Source organism: Streptococcus sp. Marseille-P7376, assembly GCF_902460385.1.
In the GTDB taxonomy this organism is placed as follows: domain Bacteria; phylum Bacillota; class Bacilli; order Lactobacillales; family Streptococcaceae; genus Streptococcus; species Streptococcus sinensis.
The window spans coordinates 1-21,960 of sequence record NZ_CABPTS010000029.1; the positions used below are offsets into that span (position 1 = coordinate 1).

At 35.6% G+C, this 21,960-nt stretch carries 20 protein-coding genes, 3 tRNA genes and 1 pseudogene; 9 read left to right on the forward strand and 15 right to left on the reverse strand.

Annotation, left to right across the window (positions count from 1 at the left end; all coding sequences use genetic code 11):
* A partial coding sequence (locus tag FZ952_RS10585; RefSeq protein WP_148881636.1) for a transposase occupies positions 1–401 on the forward strand: 401 nt, incomplete at its 5' end.
* 99 nt (positions 402–500) lie between these two features.
* Here FZ952_RS10585 and ftsH read toward each other — a convergent pair.
* The 15 genes from ftsH to FZ952_RS10660 form a co-directional block, all read right to left on the reverse strand.
* Positions 501–2,474: an ATP-dependent zinc metalloprotease FtsH gene (ftsH, locus tag FZ952_RS10590; protein WP_148881637.1), complete on the reverse strand. Its 1,974-nt coding sequence runs from the start codon at positions 2,472–2,474 to the stop codon at positions 501–503.
* A 17-nt stretch (positions 2,475–2,491) separates the two neighbouring features.
* A complete protein-coding gene (gene hpt, locus FZ952_RS10595) occupies positions 2,492–3,034 on the reverse strand; it encodes a hypoxanthine phosphoribosyltransferase (RefSeq protein WP_148881638.1) in 543 nt (180 codons plus the stop codon).
* Positions 3,015–4,316, reverse strand: coding sequence for a tRNA lysidine(34) synthetase TilS (gene tilS / locus FZ952_RS10600; protein ID WP_148881639.1), 1,302 nt, complete (start codon positions 4,314–4,316; stop codon positions 3,015–3,017). The genes hpt and tilS overlap by 20 nt, the downstream gene beginning before the upstream one ends.
* The gene (locus FZ952_RS10605) at positions 4,313–5,596 is read right to left on the reverse strand and encodes a serine hydrolase (protein WP_148881640.1); all 1,284 of its coding nucleotides are present in this window, start codon (positions 5,594–5,596) and stop codon (positions 4,313–4,315) included. The genes tilS and FZ952_RS10605 overlap by 4 nt, the downstream gene beginning before the upstream one ends.
* A complete protein-coding gene (locus FZ952_RS11855; protein WP_148881641.1) occupies positions 5,589–5,717 on the reverse strand; it encodes an SP_0009 family protein in 129 nt (42 codons plus the stop codon). The genes FZ952_RS10605 and FZ952_RS11855 overlap by 8 nt, the downstream gene beginning before the upstream one ends.
* A 2-nt stretch (positions 5,718–5,719) precedes the next feature.
* A complete protein-coding gene (locus FZ952_RS10615; protein WP_148881642.1) occupies positions 5,720–6,088 on the reverse strand; it encodes a septum formation initiator family protein in 369 nt (122 codons plus the stop codon).
* Positions 6,081–6,347, reverse strand: a complete 267-nt coding sequence (locus FZ952_RS10620; protein ID WP_037615082.1) for an RNA-binding S4 domain-containing protein — start codon at positions 6,345–6,347, stop codon at positions 6,081–6,083. Before FZ952_RS10620 ends, FZ952_RS10615 begins: the two co-directional genes overlap by 8 nt.
* Positions 6,348–6,435: 88 nt before the next feature.
* On the reverse strand, positions 6,436–9,939 hold the full coding sequence (gene mfd / locus FZ952_RS10625; RefSeq protein ID WP_148881643.1) for a transcription-repair coupling factor: 3,504 nt from the start codon (positions 9,937–9,939) through the stop codon (positions 6,436–6,438).
* Positions 9,932–10,501, reverse strand: coding sequence for an aminoacyl-tRNA hydrolase (gene pth / locus FZ952_RS10630; protein WP_148881644.1), 570 nt, complete (start codon positions 10,499–10,501; stop codon positions 9,932–9,934). The genes mfd and pth overlap by 8 nt, the downstream gene beginning before the upstream one ends.
* Positions 10,502–10,573: 72 nt before the next feature.
* Positions 10,574–11,689: a redox-regulated ATPase YchF gene (ychF, locus tag FZ952_RS10635; RefSeq protein ID WP_148881645.1), complete on the reverse strand. Its 1,116-nt coding sequence runs from the start codon at positions 11,687–11,689 to the stop codon at positions 10,574–10,576.
* Between the two features lie 202 nt (positions 11,690–11,891).
* Positions 11,892–12,086, reverse strand: coding sequence for a DUF951 domain-containing protein (locus tag FZ952_RS10640; RefSeq protein WP_148881646.1), 195 nt, complete (start codon positions 12,084–12,086; stop codon positions 11,892–11,894).
* Between the two features lie 172 nt (positions 12,087–12,258).
* On the reverse strand, positions 12,259–13,395 hold the full coding sequence (dnaN, locus tag FZ952_RS10645) for a DNA polymerase III subunit beta (RefSeq protein WP_148881647.1): 1,137 nt from the start codon (positions 13,393–13,395) through the stop codon (positions 12,259–12,261).
* Positions 13,396–13,552: 157 nt separating this feature from the next.
* Positions 13,553–14,953, reverse strand: coding sequence for a chromosomal replication initiator protein DnaA (dnaA, locus tag FZ952_RS10650; RefSeq protein ID WP_410468298.1), 1,401 nt, complete (start codon positions 14,951–14,953; stop codon positions 13,553–13,555).
* A 167-nt stretch (positions 14,954–15,120) separates the two neighbouring features.
* Positions 15,121–15,882 (reverse strand): ParB/RepB/Spo0J family partition protein, encoded by a 762-nt coding sequence (locus FZ952_RS10655; RefSeq protein WP_148881649.1) that lies wholly within the window; start codon positions 15,880–15,882, stop codon positions 15,121–15,123.
* Between the two features lie 63 nt (positions 15,883–15,945).
* The gene (locus FZ952_RS10660; protein WP_148881650.1) at positions 15,946–17,124 is read right to left on the reverse strand and encodes a S1C family serine protease; all 1,179 of its coding nucleotides are present in this window, start codon (positions 17,122–17,124) and stop codon (positions 15,946–15,948) included.
* A 203-nt stretch (positions 17,125–17,327) separates the two neighbouring features.
* On the opposite strand from FZ952_RS10660, the gene rlmH reads away from it, so the two are divergent.
* The 8 genes and pseudogenes from rlmH to FZ952_RS10700 all read left to right on the forward strand — a co-directional run.
* On the forward strand, positions 17,328–17,807 hold the full coding sequence (rlmH, locus tag FZ952_RS10665) for a 23S rRNA (pseudouridine(1915)-N(3))-methyltransferase RlmH (protein ID WP_148881651.1): 480 nt from the start codon (positions 17,328–17,330) through the stop codon (positions 17,805–17,807).
* Between the two features lie 43 nt (positions 17,808–17,850).
* A tRNA-Arg gene (locus FZ952_RS10670) sits at positions 17,851–17,924 on the forward strand.
* Between the two features lie 179 nt (positions 17,925–18,103).
* Positions 18,104–18,238, forward strand: coding sequence for a bacteriocin (locus FZ952_RS10675; RefSeq protein WP_148881652.1), 135 nt, complete (start codon positions 18,104–18,106; stop codon positions 18,236–18,238).
* A 39-nt stretch (positions 18,239–18,277) separates the two neighbouring features.
* Positions 18,278–19,624, forward strand: coding sequence for an ATP-binding protein (locus FZ952_RS10680; RefSeq protein ID WP_222861963.1), 1,347 nt, complete (start codon positions 18,278–18,280; stop codon positions 19,622–19,624).
* Positions 19,621–20,373, forward strand: a complete 753-nt coding sequence (gene comE / locus FZ952_RS10685) for a competence system response regulator transcription factor ComE (RefSeq protein ID WP_037615056.1) — start codon at positions 19,621–19,623, stop codon at positions 20,371–20,373. The genes FZ952_RS10680 and comE overlap by 4 nt, the downstream gene beginning before the upstream one ends.
* Positions 20,374–20,431: 58 nt before the next feature.
* Positions 20,432–20,503: transfer RNA gene (locus tag FZ952_RS10690), tRNA-Glu, on the forward strand.
* Positions 20,504–20,508: 5 nt separating this feature from the next.
* Positions 20,509–20,582: transfer RNA gene (locus FZ952_RS10695), tRNA-Asn, on the forward strand.
* Between the two features lie 106 nt (positions 20,583–20,688).
* Positions 20,689–21,893, forward strand: a pseudogene (locus FZ952_RS10700) (IS3 family transposase); the annotation flags it as partial.
* Between the last annotated feature and the right edge of the window lie 67 nt (positions 21,894–21,960).

Consider the following 21,960-nt stretch of genomic DNA (forward strand, 5'->3'; position numbering starts at 1 on the left):
GTCCGACTTTTCGCATGCACTTGACAAATCAAGAGATTCTTGAAAAGCTACTCTCTTACTCTCAAGAACTCAGAGAACACTATGAGCTTTACCAACTCTTGCTTTTTCATTTTCAAGAGAAACAAGCGGAGCATTTCTTTGGACTCATTGAAGAAACAATTTCTTGTATAAATCCTATCTTTCAGACTGTTTTTAAAACCTTTCTCAAGGACAAAGATAAAATTATCAACGCTCTTGAACTCCCTTACTCAAATGCAAAACTGGAGGCTACAAACAACCTCATCAAGGTTATCAAGCGCAACGCTTTTGGCTTTCGGAATTTTGAAAACTTCAAAACTAGAATTCTCATCACTTTGAATATCAAAAAGGAGAGAACCAATTCGGTCCTCTCCAGATGTTAGCTGACATCAACCCACTACAGTTGACAAAGAGCCTTTTTTCTCTCTTGTCAATAATTAATTAAACAAAAGAAGCTAGAATTTTTCTAACTTCTTTCATTCTTAATTTTTTTCTTCCATTTTTGATTTAATTTCATCATAGGAAAGGGCATGTGCTTCTCGATCTAAGTCTTTTTCTGATTCCTCAGGCATTCGACCTTTCTCATATAAAGATTTAATTTGAGTACTGTCGAGTGTTTCATATTTGAGAAGTGCCTCAGCAATCAATTTGTGAGTCTCACGATTTGATTGGATAATATCTGCTGCTTTGTTTCGTGCCTCATTTAGAAGATTTCTGACTTCTTCATCAATTTCATAAGCCGTTTGTTCTGAAATTGTTTTTTGCGGGCTTGCTGCACCAAACATGGCGTGATTTCCTTCGTATTGAACCGGTCCAAGTTTATCACTCATTCCGTATTCTGTGACCATACTGCGAGCCATCTGAGTTGCCTGTTCAAAGTCATTAGATGCACCCGTAGTTTGAACATTAAAGATAATCTCTTCAGCCACACGACCACCCATAAGTCCAGCCAGTTGTTCTTTCATATCTTCTTTAGACAGAAGCATCTGGTCTTCCTTAGGTAGGGCAATCATATAGCCACCAGCACGACCACGGGGAACGATGGTTACCTTATGAACAACACGAGCATTTGACAAGACTAAACCAACAATTGTATGTCCAGCCTCATGGTAAGCAACCAATTCCCGTTCTTTTTGTGATACTGTTTTGTCTTTCTTGGATGGCCCAGCAATGACGCGATCTTCTGCCTCATCAATATCAGAAGCATCAATAACAGTTTTGTTACGACGTGCCGCAACTAAGGCAGCTTCATTAAGAACATTCTCAAGATCAGCACCGACAAATCCTGGTGTTTGTTGAGCAACTAGCTTCAAATCAACATTTTTCGCCAGCGGTTTATTTTTAGCATGAACACGAAGAATGGCTTCACGGCCTTTAACGTCAGGACGACCAACCAAAACTTTTCTATCAAAACGGCCAGCACGTAGCAAGGCTGGATCCAATACATCTGAACGGTTGGTAGCAGCAATGATAATGATGCCTTCATTGCCTTCAAAACCATCCATTTCAATCAAGAGCTGATTAAGGGTTTGCTCACGTTCATCGTTTCCGCCACCAAGGCCAACACCACGCTGACGTCCAACTGCATCAATCTCATCAATAAAAATAATAGCTGGCGCTGCTTTTTTAGCATCCTCAAATAGAGAACGCACACGACTAGCACCGACACCAACAAACATCTCTACAAAGTCTGAACCAGAGATACTAAAGAAAGGAACGCCTGCTTCGCCCGCAACAGCTTTAGCAAGAAGGGTTTTACCTGTTCCTGGAGGCCCCTCAAGGAGAACACCTGCCGGAATACGAGCTCCCAACTTGGTATAACGTTTTGGATCCTTTAAAAATTCAACAACTTCAACAAGCTCTTGCTTTTCTTCTTCAGCTCCGGCAACATCTGAGAAGCGTACTTTGATATCTTCTTTATTAGTAGTGCGAGCTTTGTTGCGTCCAAAATTCATGGCTCCACGAGCACCGCCGCCGCCACCTTGATTCATCATTGACATTAGGAAGAAAGCAATGAACATAAATGGAACAATGGAAATAAAAATATTAATCCACATACCACTTGAGCTCTCGCGCTTAATTGTAATCTCTGTTTTATGTTCAGAAGCTAACTTTTGAAGATCAGAGACAGTCGTGTCTGAGGGTAAAATGACACTAGTAAATCTGCTGACTTTTGAGATTTCTGGAGTAAAAAACTGGATCCCTGTTGTATCTTTTGATTCTTTTGCAGATTTATAAGTACCTGATACTTCAATGACACTACCGTTTGGTTGGTAGCTTATCTCTTTGACATTATCATCCGTAATCTCTTTAACTAACTGAGTGTAGTTAATTTGCTGACTGCGTCCTGCAGCATTTCCTGTAAAGAAATACTGAAATCCTGTAACTAGAATTACAATGATCAGAATATAGAGAAAAGGATTTTTTATAAAGCCATTATTTTGTTTATTTTTCATTTATATTTAGTAAACCTTTATTTTGTATACACTTCTTCTTTTAAGACACCAACATAAGGAATATTACGATAATATTCTTCATAATCTAGTCCATAACCAACTACAAATTCATTTGGAATTGTAAAACAAGTATAGTCTGCATTAATATCAACAACACGTCCTTCAGGTTTATCCAGCAAAGTCGCAATTTTTACAGACGCTGCATTTCTTTCTTTAAATAAATTACAAAGATTTTTTAAAGTTTGCCCAGTATCTATAATATCTTCGATAAAAAGAACATCACGTCCAGCAATATCCTGATCAATATCTTTGATAATATTAATCACTCCGCTGCTAGCTGTGCCGCCATGGTAGCTAGATACCAGCATAAAATCCAACTCTATATGTGTGTCTACATGCTTAATTAATTCAGCCATAAAAGGAACGGAACCTTTTAAAATTCCTACGAATATAGGCTTCTTATCTTGATAATCCACTGTCAGCTGTTTCCCTAACTTTTTAGCCGCAGTTACGATTTCTTCGTGAGTAATTAATATTTTTTTAATATCTTGTTCTAGCATAATTTTCCCTATCTAATTTCTGAATATAAAGTACAGTACCCATTATATCACTTTTTAATTCCTTACTCAAATCACTGATAGCAATATTTACAATTGCCAGAATCTGTTGATTCTGTTCTATAATAATCGCTTTTTCTCGTTCTTCAAATGGGATTTTTTGATCAATGAATAATCGCCGAAGTTTTTTATGGTGCCCCTTTAAACAAAGCAAGTCACCTGTTTTTCTATAACGCAAGATCAGAGGTGTTTCACGTGAAACAGAAATTTCTTGAACATTTTCGCCATTCAAAGGAAGGCCAAATGAGAATTGATAGCCTCCAAATTGAATCAGATTACCACATTCTAACAGAATTGATTCTACTTTAAAATCAGACTTACGACTGATTTTTTTGATTTCAAAGTGCTTATAATCCTTGACTAATTTGTAGTTATTCTTTAAGTGGTGAATATAATTGGCTTTTGTTCGTAAAATTCCTAAGATTTCTGCAAATTGTTTTTTATTTAGATTTAAAGCAGGAAATTTCTTTAAATATTCCTGCAGAAGAAAACTCTGAACCTCAGGAATCTGTTGCTTAAAAACCTCCAGATTCGTAACTTCCAGTCCTTGCGTCAGATGAGACAAGGCTGTTTGCAAATCCTGCACCTCTTTTCCTAAAGAAATCAAGGAATCCTGAAATCGAGGATTTTCTTTTTCTAGACTAGGAAGATAGAGATTACGAATGCGATTTCTAAGATAATCATTTTGAAAATTGCTCTCATCTTCAAAATGCAGAATTTCAGGAAAGTCTTGCTTATGAAAATAAAGAAGAGGCCGAATTAATTCACCATTTGCAAAAGGTTGAATTTCTTTCATACCTGACAAATGGCAAATCCTTGCTCCTCTTAGCAGTCTCATAAACACCGTTTCAGCCTGGTCCTCGGCATGATGGGCTGTGACTAAAGCTGTGTATCCTTCTGTCAGCATGACTTTTTCAAAAAAATGATAACGAAAATGTCGAGCTTTTTCCTCGGTAAAATCACCTGAAAAATTTGAGCTGAAAAATTTCACACCAAGTTGATGGGCAAAATTTGACAGCTCTTGTTCTTCCATATCAGACTCCAGACGTTGCTTATGATTAATATGCGCAATTCCCAGCTCAATCTCCAGTTCTTCCCTATTTTGATACAAAAGATTGAATAAAGTCATCGAATCCAAACCACCAGAAACTGCTACCAGCACTTTTTGATGATTTTGAAAATACTGGTTTTCCTGCATTTTCTTTTGAAATTCCTGATTCATCATTTCAGAACTCCATACACATCATCTGCGATTTTTGAAATTGTATCGTAATCTGAATTATTAGTAAAAATAGCAATAATAAATGGCGAGTCAGCATACACAATAGCAACATCATGCTTAAAATCATAAGCATCCCCAATTTTATGAGCGACTTTTACATTGATATTTTTAGAAATCCGCTGATCATCAAAATTAGTCTGAGATAAGGCATCAACAATCATACCATTTTGCTCATAAATAGCTTCCATAACGTTCCCAGCCATTCGAGCAGATGCCTGCCTGCCTTCGACATCCCACTTTTTACCCGCAATTTTTTCAACAGTCTTTTGAAATTTGCTGTCAGATTGATTGCTTGTATAGTAAGCTAAAATATTATGAGCTACATTATCTGATTCTTTTGCTACACCATTAATTAAGTCTTGAACAGAATATTCCTTGTCGTCCGATGACTTAGAAATACTTCCACTCCCTTCAGGATTATAAGCACCAGCAAAATCATTAACCGCTGCAGTATATTTCAATTTTTTATCCAAGGAAAGTGTATGATTGGTCAGTTCCTCCTGAGCATAATAAAGGTAAGCAAGCTTCGTTACACTGGCTGAATACATCTGCTGATCTGGATTAATACCAGCTTCTCTGCCTGTATCTAACTGTTTTACATAGATAGAAAAATCGTTCTTTTTATATTTAGATGTTAGAATCTCCTGAACCTTCTCCATCCGATTGTCCTCCTCGGAAAGAAAATCGACAGACACCCACCCCTGACCTTCAATTTGAGCATATTCTCCCTTAGCCGTTTGAGCAACTTGAACCACCTTTACTTTACTATAAGGAAGCACTTTCGCTGCAATTTTTTTAGAACCGTTGATAGGAACAGTAGCATAGAGAACATAGTTAGGAGCCAGCCACATATCCTGACTGACACTTGTAACAGACTGAACTGTATCTTCATAAATCATGTTTTTATCAGCAATAACAAACTGACCATTCTTTAATTTAAAGATTGGAGTTCCATCTTCATTGACATGAAATTCTGTCAACTGTATCAGCTGGTCTGGAAGAAGTTTTCCAGCTACAGTAGTCAAAGTAGCATCTGTAAATATTGGAGTTTCCTCATAAACATTAGGATTAGTCGGAATACTGGTATAGTATCGGCCATAAACTGTACTTGTAAGCTGATATTTTTCTTCTTCATTTAAACTAATCTCTTTTTCAGTACTGATGACTGTAAAACTGCTAGATAATGCTGGCAGTAAAAATAGCAGCAAAAGTAACTTACGCATGACCTCCCCTTTCCTTTGTTTTTTCTTGAAGTTTTAAAGCTTGATTTTTTTCGGATAATTCTGTTAATTTTTCATCCGAAAAAGATAAAAATTGCTCTATCTTTTGAAGTACATTTTCCATAATTATTGTGGTAATAAGTCTGGTATCGTATAAATGTACTCTCCTTCTTTTGAAAAAGAATACTTAGCACGGGCGTATTTGGCAGCATAGCTGTCATCTTTTAACTTGGTCGCAATATCAGACTGATAAGCTTTCTCCTCACTTAGCTTTTCATATTTCTTTTGCAACTCTGTATATTGAACACGACGATTGAGCAAAGTCTGATAGTTTTGGTATAAATTATAAGTTGGTAGAATAAAGAGCAGAATCACTAGAATTAAAACCCAACCCATAAAGCGATTCCTTTTTCGACGTTCTTCGTCAAGATATCTACGACGCTGATTTTCATCTTGGATAAAGCGATTATTTATCTGAACAATATTTCTAGGCATTTTCTTCAATCCTTGTTTCACTGATAATTTCATACATTTTCGCAGCATCTTCTTTTTTAGTACTGTCTTTCATCTCAAGAACCCGCACTGTTAGTAGTTTATTGCCAAAACGAACTTCAATTTGATCATTGATTTTCAAATCTGTCGAACTTTTTGCTAAGATTCCATTTACCTTGATACGGCCTTTATCTGCTACCTCTTTAGCTACAGGGCGCCGCTTGATAATGCGTGATACCTTTAAATATTTGTCTAATCTCATAGTCTTTTCCTCAATTTTCTCTTAATATTCTATCATGCTTTTGAAAGAAACAAAGCCAAAAAACTGAAATTTTACCGAATTGTAATGTTTATTGAGCTTTTCGATTCTTGATTTCTAACAATTTTTCAGCAAAGTTCAGCAAGTTTTCCAAAATCTCGAAATCTTTTTTGTGTCGAACATCAAAAACAACTTCAATCAAGCCTTTCTGCTCACCAATTCGAGCCTTTAGGTTTGTCATTGACAAGGCTTCAAAATAATCCTGAGTCAGATATATTTGCTGAGAGATTTTTTCAAAACGAATGCTAACAGATTCTTGCTTCCGCTCAGCAAGTGCTACAAAAGCCTGATCAAGATAGGACTTGACTAAGCCAATCTCTAGTAAATAAGCCACTACGTCTGGATATTCTCCAAAGCGGTCAATCAATTCATCTTGCAAATGTTCATAGTTTACACGATTGTCAATCTCACGAATTCTCTTGTAAACCTCAATTTTTTGACGTTCATCAGAAATATAATCACTTGGAAGATAGGCATCAATTTGAAGATTGATTTCAGCATTGCTTTTTTGGCGCTTGGTTTCCTTACCTTGTTTCTTAGCAATGGCCTCTTCTAAAAGCTGAGAATACATTTCAAATCCTACAGAATCAATGAAACCAGACTGTAAACTTCCTAAAATATTTCCTGCTCCTCGGATAGACAAATCCCTCATAGCAATCTTAAATCCAGATCCCAACTCGGTAAATCCTTTAATGGCTTCTAGTCTTTTTTCTGAAACTTCAGTTAGAGTTTTATCTGGCCGATACATAAGATAAGCATAGGCGATTCGATTGCTGCGGCCAACCCGACCACGAAGTTGATACAAGGTTGACAGACCCATATGGTCAGCATTTTCGATAAAGAGAGTATTTGCATTTGGAATATCAACGCCTGTTTCAATAATCGTTGTTGTGACTAAAATATCATATTCGCCATTAACAAAGTCTAATAAGGTATTTTCTAAACGTACCTCAGTCATCTGTCCATGAACATAACCAATTGAAGCCTCTGGAATCAACTCTTTTAATTCGGAAACTTTTTGCTCGATGGTGTCAACTTTATTGTAAAGGTAGTAAACCTGCCCGCCTCGATCTATTTCACGTAAAACCGCATCCCGAATAACTGTACTATTATTCTCTAAAACATAGGTTTGGACTGGATAACGATTTGTCGGTGGGGTTTCAATTACCGATAAATCTCGAATCCCTAACATCGACATGTGTAGGGTTCTTGGAATAGGGGTAGCCGTCAAGGTCAGAACATCAACCTTCTTTTTTAGTTCCTTTAACTTTTCCTTATGCTTGACACCGAAGCGCTGCTCTTCATCTATCACAAGTAGCCCCAAATCAGAAAATATCACATCTGCTGATAGAAGGCGATGGGTACCGATAATAATATCAATCCGCCCTTTTTCCAACTTTTCCAGAGTCTCTTTTTGCTCCCCTTTGCTTCTAAAACGACTGAGAACATCGACATTCACGGCAAAATCGTTGAAACGTTCTTTAAAGTTTGTGTAGTGTTGCTGAGCCAAAACAGTGGTCGGAACCAAGATAGCCACCTGCTTATGATCGCTGACAGCCTTAAAAGCAGCCCGCATGGCTACCTCAGTCTTCCCAAAACCAACATCTCCAACCAAGAGTCGGTCCATAGGACGGTCGCTTTCCATATCTCTCTTGATTTCTTGGATACTTCTGAGCTGATCATCTGTTTCCACATACGGAAAGGCATTGTCAAACTCTACTTGATGCTGGTCGTCACTAGAAAATTGAAAACCTTTTAATTGACTACGCTCCGCATATAATTTAATAAGGTCATCAGCAATATCTTCAACCTGATGTTGTACTTTTTGCTTCGTTTTTTGGAAACGCCCATCATTTAACTTGTTAATTTTAGGTGTTTTTCCATCGCTGGCTACATATTTAGACAAAAGATTGATTTGATCCACTGGAATGGAGATACGATCTGCATTTTGATACTGAATCGTCAAATAATCCCGATGAACTCCTGAAACTTCAATCGTTTCAATTCCTAAATAGCGACCAATACCGTGGATATTATGAACCACATAATCGCCTTTTTCTAGTTCATTATAATCTTTCAGCCTTTCAGCATTGGAAATATTTTGACGACGAATCCTACGTTTGATTTTTTTCTGAATCATCTCATGTTCAGTAATCAAAACGATTTTTTCATCGACAAAATTAAATCCTTGACCTAAGTCTCCTTCTATCAGCTGTACAGCTTTTTCATGGATTGATTTTTCCTTGATATAGTCTAAATGAATCTCATAATCCTGTAAATTTTTATGTAAACTTTGTAAACTTGAATATGAATTCGCCTGCAAAACTACTGTATAATCTGATTTTCTATAGCGATTGATTTCTTCTTTTACTAGAGGAAACTGACTAAAAAATTCCTGCATCGGATATTGATTAAATTGATAAAGTGCATCAAATTTTAAATTCCCCAATCCTTTATGAAAGTTAGAAAAAAATGTAGCAGGTTTATATTTACGATAGTCTTGATAACTATTTGCAAAGTATTTTTGGTTTGATAATGCTTTACTGTTTTGTAAATCATCTGTCAAGATATTTGCAACCTCTAACTCAAACTGGGCATGCTTGTCCATTATCTTTTGAAAATCATCAAAAAATATAGGAGTGTGCGTTGGCAAATAGTCTAAAATAGTCCATTCTTTCTGATAGAATAAAGAAAGAAATTTGCGAATATCGGCATGATGAAATTGCTCTCTAGCAGAGCTCAACACTTCTTCTAAATAGGATTTCAAAGAAGGATCAAGAACCGTAGAAAGAGCTGCTTCTAGATTTTTCTGTCCTCTTGCATAATCTTCTTCTGTCAATAGAAGATCTGTGACAGGCTCTATTAAAATCTGTTCCACATTTTCAAGAGAAAGTTGATTTTCAGGATTAAAAATTCTTATGCCATCAATCTCATCGCCAAAAAATTCTATCCGATAAGGATATTGAGCCGAGCATTCAAAAATATCTAGAATATCCCCTCTCAGACTGTACTCTCCTTGGCTGAGAACTTGCGAAACTTTTTTATAACCATTCCTTGACAAAAACTTTACTAGCTTGTCAAGATTATATTCTTTACTAACAGAAAGGATAAGCTCAGATTTTTTAAAAATATCAGGCTGGGGCAATAATAAGCGACTGGCTACAACGTTGATGATTAGAATACCATTTTTCTCTTTGTCCGATAAAAAATTCATGGCCTCTAATCGGGCAAAGATTTTTTCTTGAGATGAAAAAACAAACTCAGCCAAAGGTGTATCATCTGCCAAGAAAGTGTAGACCTTTTCTTCTCCCAACAAAGAAATCAAATCACTAGCCAGACGCTCTGCTTCATTTTGACTCGAAGTGATGACTAAGATTTTCTCCTGCTCTTCTAAGCTACTGACAATCGCCAAAGCTTTTGTTGAAGCTGAAAGTCCCATTACTAACTGCCGGGTCTTCTTTTGTAATTGTTTCTTCCAGTCTACAATTTGTCGATTTCGACCAAATATATCAAGTAGTGTCATTGTCTTATCCATTATATTGTTGCATGGTTTGCTCAAAATTATCAGTTTGCAAATAATGATTTACAGCACTGTCAACCCTATCTAATGTATTTAAAATACTGATATAATCTTCCTGATCAAATTTTCCTAAAACATGATGAATAACTGACATATTATTTTTAGGTCTTCCTATGCCAATTTTTACTCGCTTGAATTCCTGTGTTCCAATATGTTTAATGATGGACTTAATACCATTGTGCCCACCAGCCGAACCCTTGGTACGAAGACGAATTTTTCCAACTTCCATATCCAGATCATCATAGATAACGAGTAAGTCATCTATATCCAAGCTGTAGTAAGTGAGCAAGGCATGGACTGCTTTTCCACTTTCATTCATAAAAGTAGTCGGTTTTACAAAATAGACTTTTTCTTCATTCAAGAAAGTTGAAGCAATTTCCGCTTGAAAAATCTTATCTGCTGTAAACTTTAGATTTAATTCTTTACACATCTTGTCAACTAACATAAAACCAATATTGTGTTTTGTTTCGAAATATTTATCTCCTGGATTTCCCAATCCAACAATTAATTTTGTCATTTTACTCCTTTATAAAAGCCAAAAGGGCTGGAAATTTCTTTCCAACCTATGTATTTTAAATTTACACTTAATTTACACGTTAAAGCGGAATTCCATAATATCGCCATCTTGAACGATATATTCTTTTCCTTCTTCACGTAAGCGTCCAGCTTCTTTTACCGCCTTTTCAGATCCATATTTCACTAAATCATCATAAGACATCGTCACTGCACGGATGAAACCTTTCTCAAAGTCTGAGTGAATGATACCAGCTGCCTGAGGAGCTTTCATGCCACGTTTGAAGGTCCAAGCCCGGACTTCCTTTTCACCAGCGGTAAAGTAGGTTCCAAGTCCCAATAGATGATAGGCTGCACGTGTCAATTTGTCTACCCCTGACTCTGTCAAGCCAATAGCTTCTAGAAATTCAGCCTTATCTTCATCATCCAATTCAGAAATTTCTTCCTCTGCACGCGCTGAAATGACAACAACCTCAGCATTTTCTGTAGCAGCAAATTCGCGAATCTGCTTCACATAGTCAATATTATCTGGATCTCCAACTTCATCTTCACTGACATTGGCCACATAAAGAACTGGCTTAGTCGTTAAGAGAAAGAGACTTTTGACGATTTTTTGTTCTTCTTCTGTAAACTCAATTGTGCGAGCTGACAGACCATCTTCCAGAACTGGCTTGATTTTTTGTAAAACATTGAATTCTGCAACTGAGTCTTTGTCTTTCTGAGTTCGAGCCATTTTCTCAACACGCGCATAGCGTTTGTTAATGCTTTCCAGATCGGCCAAAATAAGCTCTAGATTGATGGTCTCAATATCAGCCATAGGGTCGACAAAATCAGACTCACGGCCCTGTTCCCGCATGACATTTTCATCATCAAAGGCACGGACTACATGGACGATAGCATCCACTTCACGGATATTGGCCAAGAATTTATTTCCCAGACCTTCACCTTTCGAAGCTCCCTTTACAATACCTGCAATATCTGTAAACTCAAATGTAGTGGGAACCTTCTTTTGAGGTTTAATCAATTCTGTTAATTTGTCCAAACGAGCATCTGGCACTTCTACCCGACCGACATTTGGATCAATTGTCGCAAAAGGGTAGTTGGCAGCTTCTGCCCCTGCTTTTGTAATTGCATTAAATAAAGTTGACTTACCAACATTCGGCAAACCAACGATTCCTGCTGTTAAAGCCATATTTTATCATTCTCCGTTCACATTTCAATCCCTAACATTATAGCACAAAAAGTAAAAACATGTGAAGTCTTTTTAACCAGAATTAAAACAAGGAAAAAGTCTTGATAATGGCTATAATGAGGATTTAGATAATCATCCACGAAATTTAAAAAATCTTTGAGAAGCTATTCTTTCAATATTTTCAAAGAAACCATCCTAGAATCTAATCTAGAATCTTCTTCATTTTCCTCTCAAAATCATGGCGACTCATCATGACTATATGATTGCAGTTGCTGCATTTAATTTTAATATCAGCGCCCAAGCGTGTAATTTCCCAGCGATTAGCCTTCTTGCCAGTTGACTTAATTGTACAAGCATGAGGTTTTTTCATTTCTACAAAAGTTCCAAGTTCGTACATATGCTGCTCCTTTTAATAATATTATTTTTCCATTTCTTTTTTCAGTCCTCTATGTAGACTGATCAGTATATAATCATACCCGTATTATATCACATCTTTTGAGTCTACTTACTTGAAAATTATTGAAATAAAACAAGGCGGACGTATCCAACCTTGTCTTAAATATTATCTTCTAATTGGTACGGACTGGAGTGATGAGCTGGATAAAGTTTTCAGCATCTTCGCTCGGTACCAAGGTGAAAGGCCGAACAGCTGAAATAAAGCTGATGGTCACCTGCTCACTATCAACTGCCTTTAGAGCTTCAATCAAATAGGTGGGATTGAAACTAATAGTCAAATCTTCTCCTGACACACTTTCTGTATCAATTTCTTCATTTACGCGTCCAACTTCTGGTGAATGCACATGAGCGCTGACAATGCCCTTCACAATCTCCAATTTCACTGTTCCATTTTGGGTCGCATTGGATAGAAGGCGCGACCGTTCCATAGCATGACGTAAATTATTGGTATTAAAGGTCACAACGCTTGAAAATTCTGTCGGAATCAAGCGGTCTGTGTCAGGATAGTTCCCTTCCAGCAGGCGCGTATAAAAACTGATATTTTCACTTCTAAAGAGAAGTTGATTATTGGCAAAGAAAACCTCTACTGTTTCAATATCATCTATGAAAACAGCCGTAAATTCACGCAAAGAACGACTAGGGATTACCACATCGAAGTTATCTCCGTTCTTTTCTAAAGTAATCTTTTTTTGACTCATTCGATGAGAATCTGTCGCAACTGTTTTGAGTGATTGGTTATCTGTTAAAACAAAATGAACACCCGTTAAAATCGGACGACTTTCTTGCGTGCTGGCAGCAAAAGCTGTCTCATTGATGATATTTTTGAGAATTTTTGTTTCCAGAACTAGCGGATTATTGGTAGAAACTTCTTGGATGCGTGGATATTGATCAGCATCTTTTCCTTTCAGCGTAATTTCTGACTTTCCACTAGTAAGGACGATTTGTTTCTGCTCAATTTCTTTAAAATCAAGCACAATATCAGGCAAACTAGAAACAACATTAATAAAGAAAGTTGCTTCTAGTAAGATAGAACCTGGTGAAGTAATTAAAAGTCCAGCATTCTCATTTTGAACTGAAATGAAGTTTTCAATGGAAATTTGACCATTGGAACCAATCAAGGTAATGCCTTCTTTCGTTACATCAATTTTAACTGTTGATAAAATTGGAATAGCGTTTTTGGTACTGATAGCTCTCTTAGTTGTATTCAAAGCTTGCAGGAATAAATTTTTATTAATAGAGAAGTGAATCATAGGGACTCCTTTTATTATTTATGATTATTAAGTTAATAGTAATAGTAGTTCTTGTGGAAGCTGTGGAAAAATGATTTGAAGTTGCTAAAATCAAGTTTTGAGACTTGTTCACAACTTGTGGAAAAAGCCTCAGGTAAATTAAATGTTATCCACACCTTTATTTTATCTTGTTTTTGATATTCTCAATTTCAAGGCGTAAGCTGTCGTCCGTTTCAAGTCTAGTTTTGATTTTTCCATGCGCATGTATAACTGTTGTATGGTCTTTGCCGCCAAATTCTCGTCCAATTTTTGGTAGGCTGTTATCTGTTAGTTCACGAGCTAGATACATGGCTACTTGTCTGGCTAAAACAATATTTTGTACTCGACGGCTTCCCTTCATTTCCTTGACACTGACGCCATAGAAATTACTTACCTCAGACTGGATTTTTTCAATCGGAATGACTGTCACTTGACTGGAGTCTTGCTTGCGAGCACGAATGGCTTCAGCAGCGATGTCAATCGTAATTTCTTTTAAATTGCGGACTCTTGCAATGAGCGTAATGTCATTTAGCGCTCCTTCTAAGTCTCGAACATTTGAGTCAAATTGTCCGGCGAGGTATTCCAAAGTATCATTAGGGAAAATATAGTCAAGATTTTCGATCTTATTTCTGAGGATAGCAATCCGAGTTTCAAAATCGGGTGGAGTAATATTTTGAGTAAGCCCCCATTTAAAGCGCGTGACCAAACGTTCTTCCAAATTGTCAAGATGATCTGGACTACGGTCGCTGGTCAGCACAATCTGCTTGTTATCTCCGTGAAGTGCATTGAAAGTGTTAAAAAATTCTTCCTGAGTAGAGACTTTTTTTCCTCCAAGGGATTGGATATCATCAATTAAAAGCAAATCCAAACTGCGATAGATTTTTTTGAAATTATCCATATCACCGAGCCTCAGATGCTCCAGAAAATCATTGATAAAAGTTTCTGCTGGAATATATTTAACACGCGCATCAGGAATATTTTCTAAAATTTGATTGCCGATAGCATTGAGTAAGTGAGTTTTTCCTAGCCCTGGACCGCCATAAATAAAGAGTGGGTTATAAGTTGTTGCTAAATTTTCAGAAACAGCCAAGGCTGCTGCTTTAGCCCAGATATTTCCATCTCCCTGTACAAAATTATCAAATGTATATTTAGCTTTTAATCCAGTATCAATCGGCGGTAAACTTGGTCGAAATGAAACTTTTTCAGTACGTTCTTCCAGCGGATGTTTCGACAACTCTTCGTTTCCTGCATCTTCAAAGACATATTTTCCAGTGATTTGATCGTTGAAAATCTCAAATCCAGCTGTAAGAATCACGCCAACTAAATTTTGTTCCCAAAATAGCTGTTTTACGGGACTATCAAGAAAGATTGTGGCTTGATTATTATCAATTTTTATTAACTGAGCTTCAGCTACAAAAAAGTCATAAGTTGTTTGTTTTAACTGAGCGGCTGAAAGCTCTAAAATTCTCTGCCAAAATTCTTGCTCTTTGGTCATTTCACTCCTCCTTTTCACAAAATTTTTCTCTATATCGAATTTCATTTTAACATAAAATTAGATAGTTTTCCACAAGATGTGAAGAAAAAATAACAATGTTTACAAAAGTTATCCACAATTTGTGAATTACTAGATTACTCCTTATTTTTCAAGGCTTTATAAGGATTTTTTCGTGGACAAGTCTGTTAGTTTTAAAAAAGAAAATAACAGCTCTATTTCAAGCTGTTTATAATTCGTTGGTATTCTTCCTCATTTTCAAAAGGAAGAATTATTTTTCCTTTTGAATGACCTTTTAATTGAATAGTGACATCCAAACCAAGGATTTTTTTCAGTTTTTCTTCTTCAGAATGAGCAAAAATTTCTTTCGTCTTTTTCTTCTTTAACTTTTTTGTTTTCTGTAATGAATGTTCAAGAGCACGCACGGATAGATTGTCTTGAACAATTTTTTCAAGCCAGAAGGATTGTTCTTCTTTCTTAAGGGGGATCAAGAGGCGAGCATGTCCTTGAGAAATGATTTCCTCTTTGATAGCATTAAGGATGAAAGTGGGCAGATGTAACAAACGTACAAGATTACTGATATAAGGCCTGGATTTTCCCATAATTGTTGCAATTTCTTCGTGAGTCAAGCCCCTGTCAATCAGATGCTGATAAGATTCCGCTTCTTCAATTGGATTTAGATCCTCTCTTTGCAAATTTTCAATAATGGCTTGTTTCATCATTTCATCGTCAGATAGGTCTTTAATGAGGGCAGGAATGTTTTCTAAGCCAGCAATCTTAGCAGCTCGGAATCGTCTTTCACCTGCTAAAATTTCGTAACCAAATAAGGAAGATTTTCTCAAAATAATAGGCTGAATAATTCCATTTTCTTTAATAGAAGCCGCTAACTCATTCATCTTTTCTTGAGAAAAATTTTTTCTAGGTTGATAAGGGTTTGTTCGAATGTCTTTTAGTGATATATATTGATAATTTTCCATTTGTATATAGAATAACACACCTTTACGATCGTGTAAAGGTGTGTTGACAATTCTGTAAATGATTTAATTGCCGCCCAAATCTTGAGTTGATTTAGTCAGTTTAATGGTTGTTGTTGCTTCTTTACCATCACGATAGTAAGTAACTTTTATCTCATCTCCGATAGCATGCTTGTAGAGTGCAGATTGTAAATCACTGGTTGATTCAACTTCTTTATCGTCAATTTTTGTGATGATATCGTATTTCTGAAGCTTATTTTCAGCAGGCATACCTTCTTGAACAGAGCGAACAAGGACACCTGATTTTACAGATGAAGGAAGATTCAATTTTGCTAAGTCAGTGGTGGTAATATTAGCCAAATCGAGCATTTGGATTCCTAGAGCAGGGCGTGTAACTGTACCACTTTGTTCCAATTGATTGATGATATTGACAACGTCATTAGATGGAATCGCAAATCCCATACCTTCTACAGAGGTTTGGCCATTGTTTGAGATTTTACTAGATGTAATACCAATTACTTGTCCTTGAATGTTGATGAGTGGGCCACCAGAGTTACCGGGGTTAATAGCAGCATCGGTTTGAAGTGCAGTTGTTGAAATATTTTGACCGTCTTCAGATTGAAGTGTCACATTTCTACCCAGACTGGAAATGATTCCTTGTGTTACAGAGTTGGCATATTCTGTTCCAAGAGGGCTTCCGATGGCAATAGCAGTTTCTCCTACTGTCAGGGAGCTAGAATCCCCGAATTCGGCTACATCAGTTACTTTTTCAGAGCTAATCTTTACTACAGAAATATCAGAATAAACATCTGAACCAACAACTTCTCCTGGAACCTTGCTACCATCTGCTAAAAGTATATCAACATTTGTTGCACCATTCAGAACATGAGTGTTGGTAACAAGGTAGGCATATTTTCCTTCCTTCTTATAAATCACTCCAGATCCTTCACTAGCTACCTGAGGCTCATCATTTGATTCATTATTGATAATTTCTTGTTTATTAGAATCTGCGTAAGTGATAACAGATACAACTGCATTTTGGACCTTTTTAACGGCTTTTGTGGTGTCAGTTGAGTTTTTATAAGCAGTTGATATTGTGGTTTTAGAATTAGAAGTATTGATACTAGCTAATTTAGCAGTAAAAAATGTAGTAGCTAAATTTCCTAGGCTTCCGCCAATAAAGCCCACAACTAAAACAATAAAAAGCAACAAAAACTTTTTGAAGAAGTTTGAAGCGTTTTTCATATTTTCCTCCTTGGATTACAATTGATGAAATTATAAAAATCTATTCTTAATTATAACTTAAAATCCACAAGTTTTCCACAACTTGTGGAAAACTTAGAAAAAATGTTGATAGAGGTTAGAAAATCCATAGATAAATCAAGTAGTACATAAAAAAGTTTTGTGAATAAAGTGTGAAATTTATGTGGATATGATAGAATATAAATATGAAAATAAAGATTGTAACCGTTGGAAAATTAAAAGAAAAGTATCTCAAAGATGGAATTGCTGAATACACCAAGCGTCTTAGCCGATTTTGTAAGTTAGAAATTCTGGAGTTAGTAGATGAAAAAACGCCAGATAAGGCTAGTGATTTGGAAAATCAGCAAATTCTCGAAAAAGAAGGAAGTCGGATTTTAGCAAAAATAGCTGAGCGAGAATTTGTGATTGCTTTAGCTATTGAAGGCAAACAATTTCCTTCAGAAGAGTTTAGTTCTATTCTAAGCGATATTACAGTCCGTGGTTTTTCTGATATTACTTTTGTTATCGGTGGAAGCTTGGGTCTGTCTTCTGCTGTTAAAAAAAGAGCCGCTCTACTGATGAGTTTTGGAAAATTGACACTCCCTCATCAACTGATGCGTCTTGTCTTGGTTGAGCAGATTTACCGTGCTTTTATGATTCAGCAGGGGAGTCCTTATCATAAGTGAATCTTGACGATAGAAGATTTTTCTGATAGAATGAAATGGTATTGGTCTCATAGCTCAGCTGGATAGAGCATTCGCCTTCTAAGCGAACGGTCGCAGGTTCGAATCCTGCTGGGATCATTTTATTTTATATAGTAGCACAGCACGAAAAACTTCGTGTTTTTTTGTTGTTTTTTTGATAAAATAACATTTCAGGAATAAAAAAATACATTTTAGATGAGTTTGGACGATGATTTAAGAATTTATTTATAATAGTTTTTGTAAGGTAAAACTTACAAAAAAATTTTTAGGAGATTATGATGAAAAAAACTCAAGAAAACTTCAAAGCACTGACTCAATTTACAGATTTAAATGAGAAAGAACTAAAAAAAGTTATTGGAGGAGACAGCAGACGCTTAAATTTTGGAGGTTTCATTAAATTTTTTGGTAAATAAATTTATATCATGAGATAAGTAATTTGGGAGAGAGGAAGAATGTTAGAATTAGTATTATGGGGTAGTGTTCAATTAATAGAAGTTTTTGCAATTATAAAAATTTATAAAAAAATAACAAATAAAGTAAAATCTAGGTTTTACTTTACTTTTCTATGTATTGGAATTTTAATTCCTTTACCCTTATTGATATTAAACTTTGAAACTATTTTTGTTTTATTAAGATATATTTTATACTATTCTGGAATATTAATTCAACCTCTTTTTTTCTATTGGTATTTTTACAAAAAAGAAAAATTATCTACTCCCTTTGCTTTATTTCTATCCTTTTTCCTTTACCTAGCAGTGTATACTTCTTCGACTTTTTTTGCAGTCATTATTTCGTCTGCTACTGGAGATCAATTTGTAGAGACTAATTGGGGTACTTTTTATATTTTTATTGAACTTATTTCCCTTTTCTTTATGTTAAAATCTATTGACTACTTTGACTTTCGACTTAGAGATTTTAAGGAACAGGTCTTTAAAAATACAATTAATAGAATCAATCTATTTTATTTTATAGATATCTTCCTATTAAATATTTCTCATTGGCTAAGTGAAGTCAAACATTTTAATAGTCTCAGCAGCATGCTGGCAACTATTTGTTTTTTAATGTTTATGTCCACGCTTTTTTATTTAAAAGCAGTTCGAGAAAAATATGAAAAAGAAGAGGAAATAAAACAAAAAGAGTTGGAACAGCTTCAACTGCAACAATACACTGACGAAATAGTTTCTCTGTATAATGAGATTCGAGGTTTTCGTCATGATTATGCAGGAATGCTGACTAGCTTTCAGATGGCTATCAATACTCAAGATATCAAGGAAATTGAAAAAATCTATCAAGAGGTTTTAGTTGATGCAAATTTAAAATTACGTTCGGATAAATATACTTATTTTGATTTGAATAATGTTGGAGATTCTGCTCTGCGGAGTGTTATGACGGAAACTTTATTTAAGGCGCGTGATAATCAGATTGATTTGACCTTTGAAGTAAAGGATCCTGTTGAGAGATTGCCTATTAAGCTGTTAGATGTTGTGAGGATAGCCAGTATTTTATTAAATAATGCTGTTGAGGGAGCTATCGAAAGCTATGAGAAAATGATTCATGTGACCCTAGTTCAGTTGGATACAGAAATCATTTTTGTTGTAAAAAATTCCCGCAAGCAAAGAAAATTAGACTTAGAAGAAATTTATGAACCAGAGTTTTCAACTAAAGGTTATAGAAGAGGTTTAGGTTTAAATAATCTGAAAGAAATTTTAGAGAATTATGAATATATCATGCTTGACACAGAAATAAATAAGCATGATTTCACCCAAGTATTAACAATAAAAAGAAGGAATAGCCTATGAGAATTTTAGCGTTAGAAGATACATTATCCCATCAGGTCCGTATGGAGACAATATTAGCAGAAATTGCTGATGAAATGGGGCTAGATATCCAAGTAAAAATTACAGGAAAAATTCAAGAATTTAAAGAATATGTTGAGAATGAGGATGTAAATCAGATTTATTTTCTGGATATAGATATTAAAGGGGAAGAAACAAAAGGATTGGAGGTTGCTCGCTTTATTCGTCATCACAACCCATATGCAATCATCGTCTTTGTAACCTCAAAATCAGAGTTTGCTACTATGACGTTTAAATATAAGGTATCCGCTCTCGATTTTATTGATAAAGATATAAATGATACTTCCTTTAAAAAACGTATAAAAGACTGTATTATTTATACGAAAAATACTTTGATTGCAAATACCAACATGGTTGACTACTTTGAATATAGTTATCGTGGGAATGACGTGCGCGTGCCATTTAATGATATTTTATATATTGAAACTTCGGGCTCTTCTCATAAACTGCGGATTGTTGGAAAAAATTTTATCAAAGAATTTTATGGAACCATTTCCAGTGTTCAGGAGCAGGATGAGAAAACCAAACGTTTCTTTTCTTCTCATAAATCTTTTTTAGCAAATATTGATAATATTCGTGATTATGATAAGAAAACAAAAGAAATTGTGTTTTATGAAGGCCATCGCTGTCCAGTTTCTCGTCTAAGAATTAAATATTTAAAAGAAATTTTAAAAAATAAATCAAAAAAATAGTTGACAAAGGATAAAAAGCTGATATAATAGAATATGTTCTGAAAAAGAACATATCAATGGTCCGTTGGTCAAGGGGTTAAGACACCGCCTTTTCACGGCGGTAACACGGGTTCGAATCCCGTACGGACTATATTTTCCGCCATAGCTCAGTTGGTAGTAGCGCATGACTGTTAATCATGATGTCGTAGGTTCGAGTCCTACTGGCGGAGCTAGTAAGCACTTTATAAGTGCTTTTTATTTTATAAAGATTGTATTTAAAAAGCGAGATGTTGAACCGCACCCCAAAAGTTAGACTCCAAAAGTCTAACTTTCGGGGTGTTTTGTTATGTCTTAACTTATGAGAATAAAGTTCAGATCTATGAACTCAGAAAACAAGGATATAGCTACAAGCAACTTTCAAATAGATAAGGGGGAAATATTTCTAATCTTTAGATACTTGTTTAAGTTAATCAATTGTTTTGGATTAGAGAGTGTTAAGAAAAGGAAAAATTTTTAGTATTCCCCTGAATTTAAAACAAGAAATGATTGATAAACTCTTACTTGAAGTTTGTCCTCAAGAAAGTGTATCCCTCGACTATGTTCTTCCAAATCGTGGAATGCTTCCTAATTGGCTCGTAAAATACAAGAAAAATGGGTCTACTATTATTGAGAAAATCAGAGGGAGACCGTCTAAAATGGGATGCAAGCCAAAGAAAAACTGGAAACAAATGACTAAACTAGAGTCCTTCAAGAAGAGAATGAACGCTTTCGTACTGAAGTAACTTACCTAAAAAAATTAAGAGAGCTTGAAGCCAAGGAAGAAGCCTTACGACACGAAAGACAGAGACAGTTAGAGAAATGGTATCAGGAGGATTTCGACTAGATTTCCTTCTTGAAACGGCTGGCTTGCCTCGTTCAACTGATGATTATCAGCTGAAACAACTTGATAAAGAGCTTAAAGAAGAAATTCAAGCAATTATCGTCGCATCCATTTAGAACTAAAGAATCGTAGATTTCCGGTTAATCACAAAAAGGTTCAACGTTTGATGAAAGTTATGGGTCTAAGCGCTCGTATTCGTCGTAAACGGAAGTACTCTTTTTATAAGGGGGAGATTGCTAAGAAAGCTGAACATCTCATACAACGCCAGTTTAAAGGATCTAAGCCATATGAAAAATGTTATACAGATGTAACTGTGAATTTTCTTTGCCACATGTTAAAGGGAGGCTCTATTTAGCCCCTATTCTTGATGGATATAACGTGAAATTACAGCTTATAATCTTTCTTGTTCGCCTAACTTAGAGCAGGTGAAAACAATATTAGAACAGGCATTTACAGACAAACAACATGACATACCATTCTACACAGTAGCCAAGGTCGGCAGTATCAACACGCATCTTATCACCAGTTTCTGCAGTTCAAGGGCATTAAGCCTTCAATGTCACGAAAGTGGAAAACTCCAGATACTGGCATGATAGAATCCTTCTTTGGCATTTAAAAAGCAGAGATGTTTTATGGCTTTGAACATGAATTTAGGTCATTATAAGACTTTAAAAAAGCCATTATAGACTACATTGATTACTACAACAACAAATGAATTAAAGTCAAAC

What these genes read in the sequence shown, in the direction of transcription:
- ftsH (WP_148881637.1), bottom strand. Translation starts at nt 2,474, where the DNA reads ATGAAAAATAAACAAAATAATGGCTTTATAAAAAATCCTTTTCTCTAT.
- hpt (WP_148881638.1), bottom strand. Translation starts at nt 3,034, where the DNA reads ATGCTAGAACAAGATATTAAAAAAATATTAATTACTCACGAAGAAATC.
- tilS (WP_148881639.1), bottom strand. Translation starts at nt 4,316, where the DNA reads ATGATGAATCAGGAATTTCAAAAGAAAATGCAGGAAAACCAGTATTTT.
- FZ952_RS10605 (WP_148881640.1), bottom strand. Translation starts at nt 5,596, where the DNA reads ATGCGTAAGTTACTTTTGCTGCTATTTTTACTGCCAGCATTATCTAGC.
- FZ952_RS11855 (WP_148881641.1), bottom strand. Translation starts at nt 5,717, where the DNA reads ATGGAAAATGTACTTCAAAAGATAGAGCAATTTTTATCTTTTTCGGAT.
- FZ952_RS10615 (WP_148881642.1), bottom strand. Translation starts at nt 6,088, where the DNA reads ATGCCTAGAAATATTGTTCAGATAAATAATCGCTTTATCCAAGATGAA.
- FZ952_RS10620 (WP_037615082.1), bottom strand. Translation starts at nt 6,347, where the DNA reads ATGAGATTAGACAAATATTTAAAGGTATCACGCATTATCAAGCGGCGC.
- mfd (WP_148881643.1), bottom strand. Translation starts at nt 9,939, where the DNA reads ATGGATAAGACAATGACACTACTTGATATATTTGGTCGAAATCGACAA.
- pth (WP_148881644.1), bottom strand. Translation starts at nt 10,501, where the DNA reads ATGACAAAATTAATTGTTGGATTGGGAAATCCAGGAGATAAATATTTC.
- ychF (WP_148881645.1), bottom strand. Translation starts at nt 11,689, where the DNA reads ATGGCTTTAACAGCAGGAATCGTTGGTTTGCCGAATGTTGGTAAGTCA.
- FZ952_RS10640 (WP_148881646.1), bottom strand. Translation starts at nt 12,086, where the DNA reads ATGTACGAACTTGGAACTTTTGTAGAAATGAAAAAACCTCATGCTTGT.
- dnaN (WP_148881647.1), bottom strand. Translation starts at nt 13,395, where the DNA reads ATGATTCACTTCTCTATTAATAAAAATTTATTCCTGCAAGCTTTGAAT.
- dnaA (WP_410468298.1), bottom strand. Translation starts at nt 14,953, where the DNA reads ATGAAATTCGATATAGAGAAAAATTTTGTGAAAAGGAGGAGTGAAATG.
- FZ952_RS10655 (WP_148881649.1), bottom strand. Translation starts at nt 15,882, where the DNA reads ATGGAAAATTATCAATATATATCACTAAAAGACATTCGAACAAACCCT.
- FZ952_RS10660 (WP_148881650.1), bottom strand. Translation starts at nt 17,124, where the DNA reads ATGAAAAACGCTTCAAACTTCTTCAAAAAGTTTTTGTTGCTTTTTATT.
- rlmH (WP_148881651.1), top strand. Translation starts at nt 17,328, where the DNA reads ATGAAAATAAAGATTGTAACCGTTGGAAAATTAAAAGAAAAGTATCTC.
- FZ952_RS10675 (WP_148881652.1), top strand. Translation starts at nt 18,104, where the DNA reads ATGAAAAAAACTCAAGAAAACTTCAAAGCACTGACTCAATTTACAGAT.
- FZ952_RS10680 (WP_222861963.1), top strand. Translation starts at nt 18,278, where the DNA reads ATGTTAGAATTAGTATTATGGGGTAGTGTTCAATTAATAGAAGTTTTT.
- comE (WP_037615056.1), top strand. Translation starts at nt 19,621, where the DNA reads ATGAGAATTTTAGCGTTAGAAGATACATTATCCCATCAGGTCCGTATG.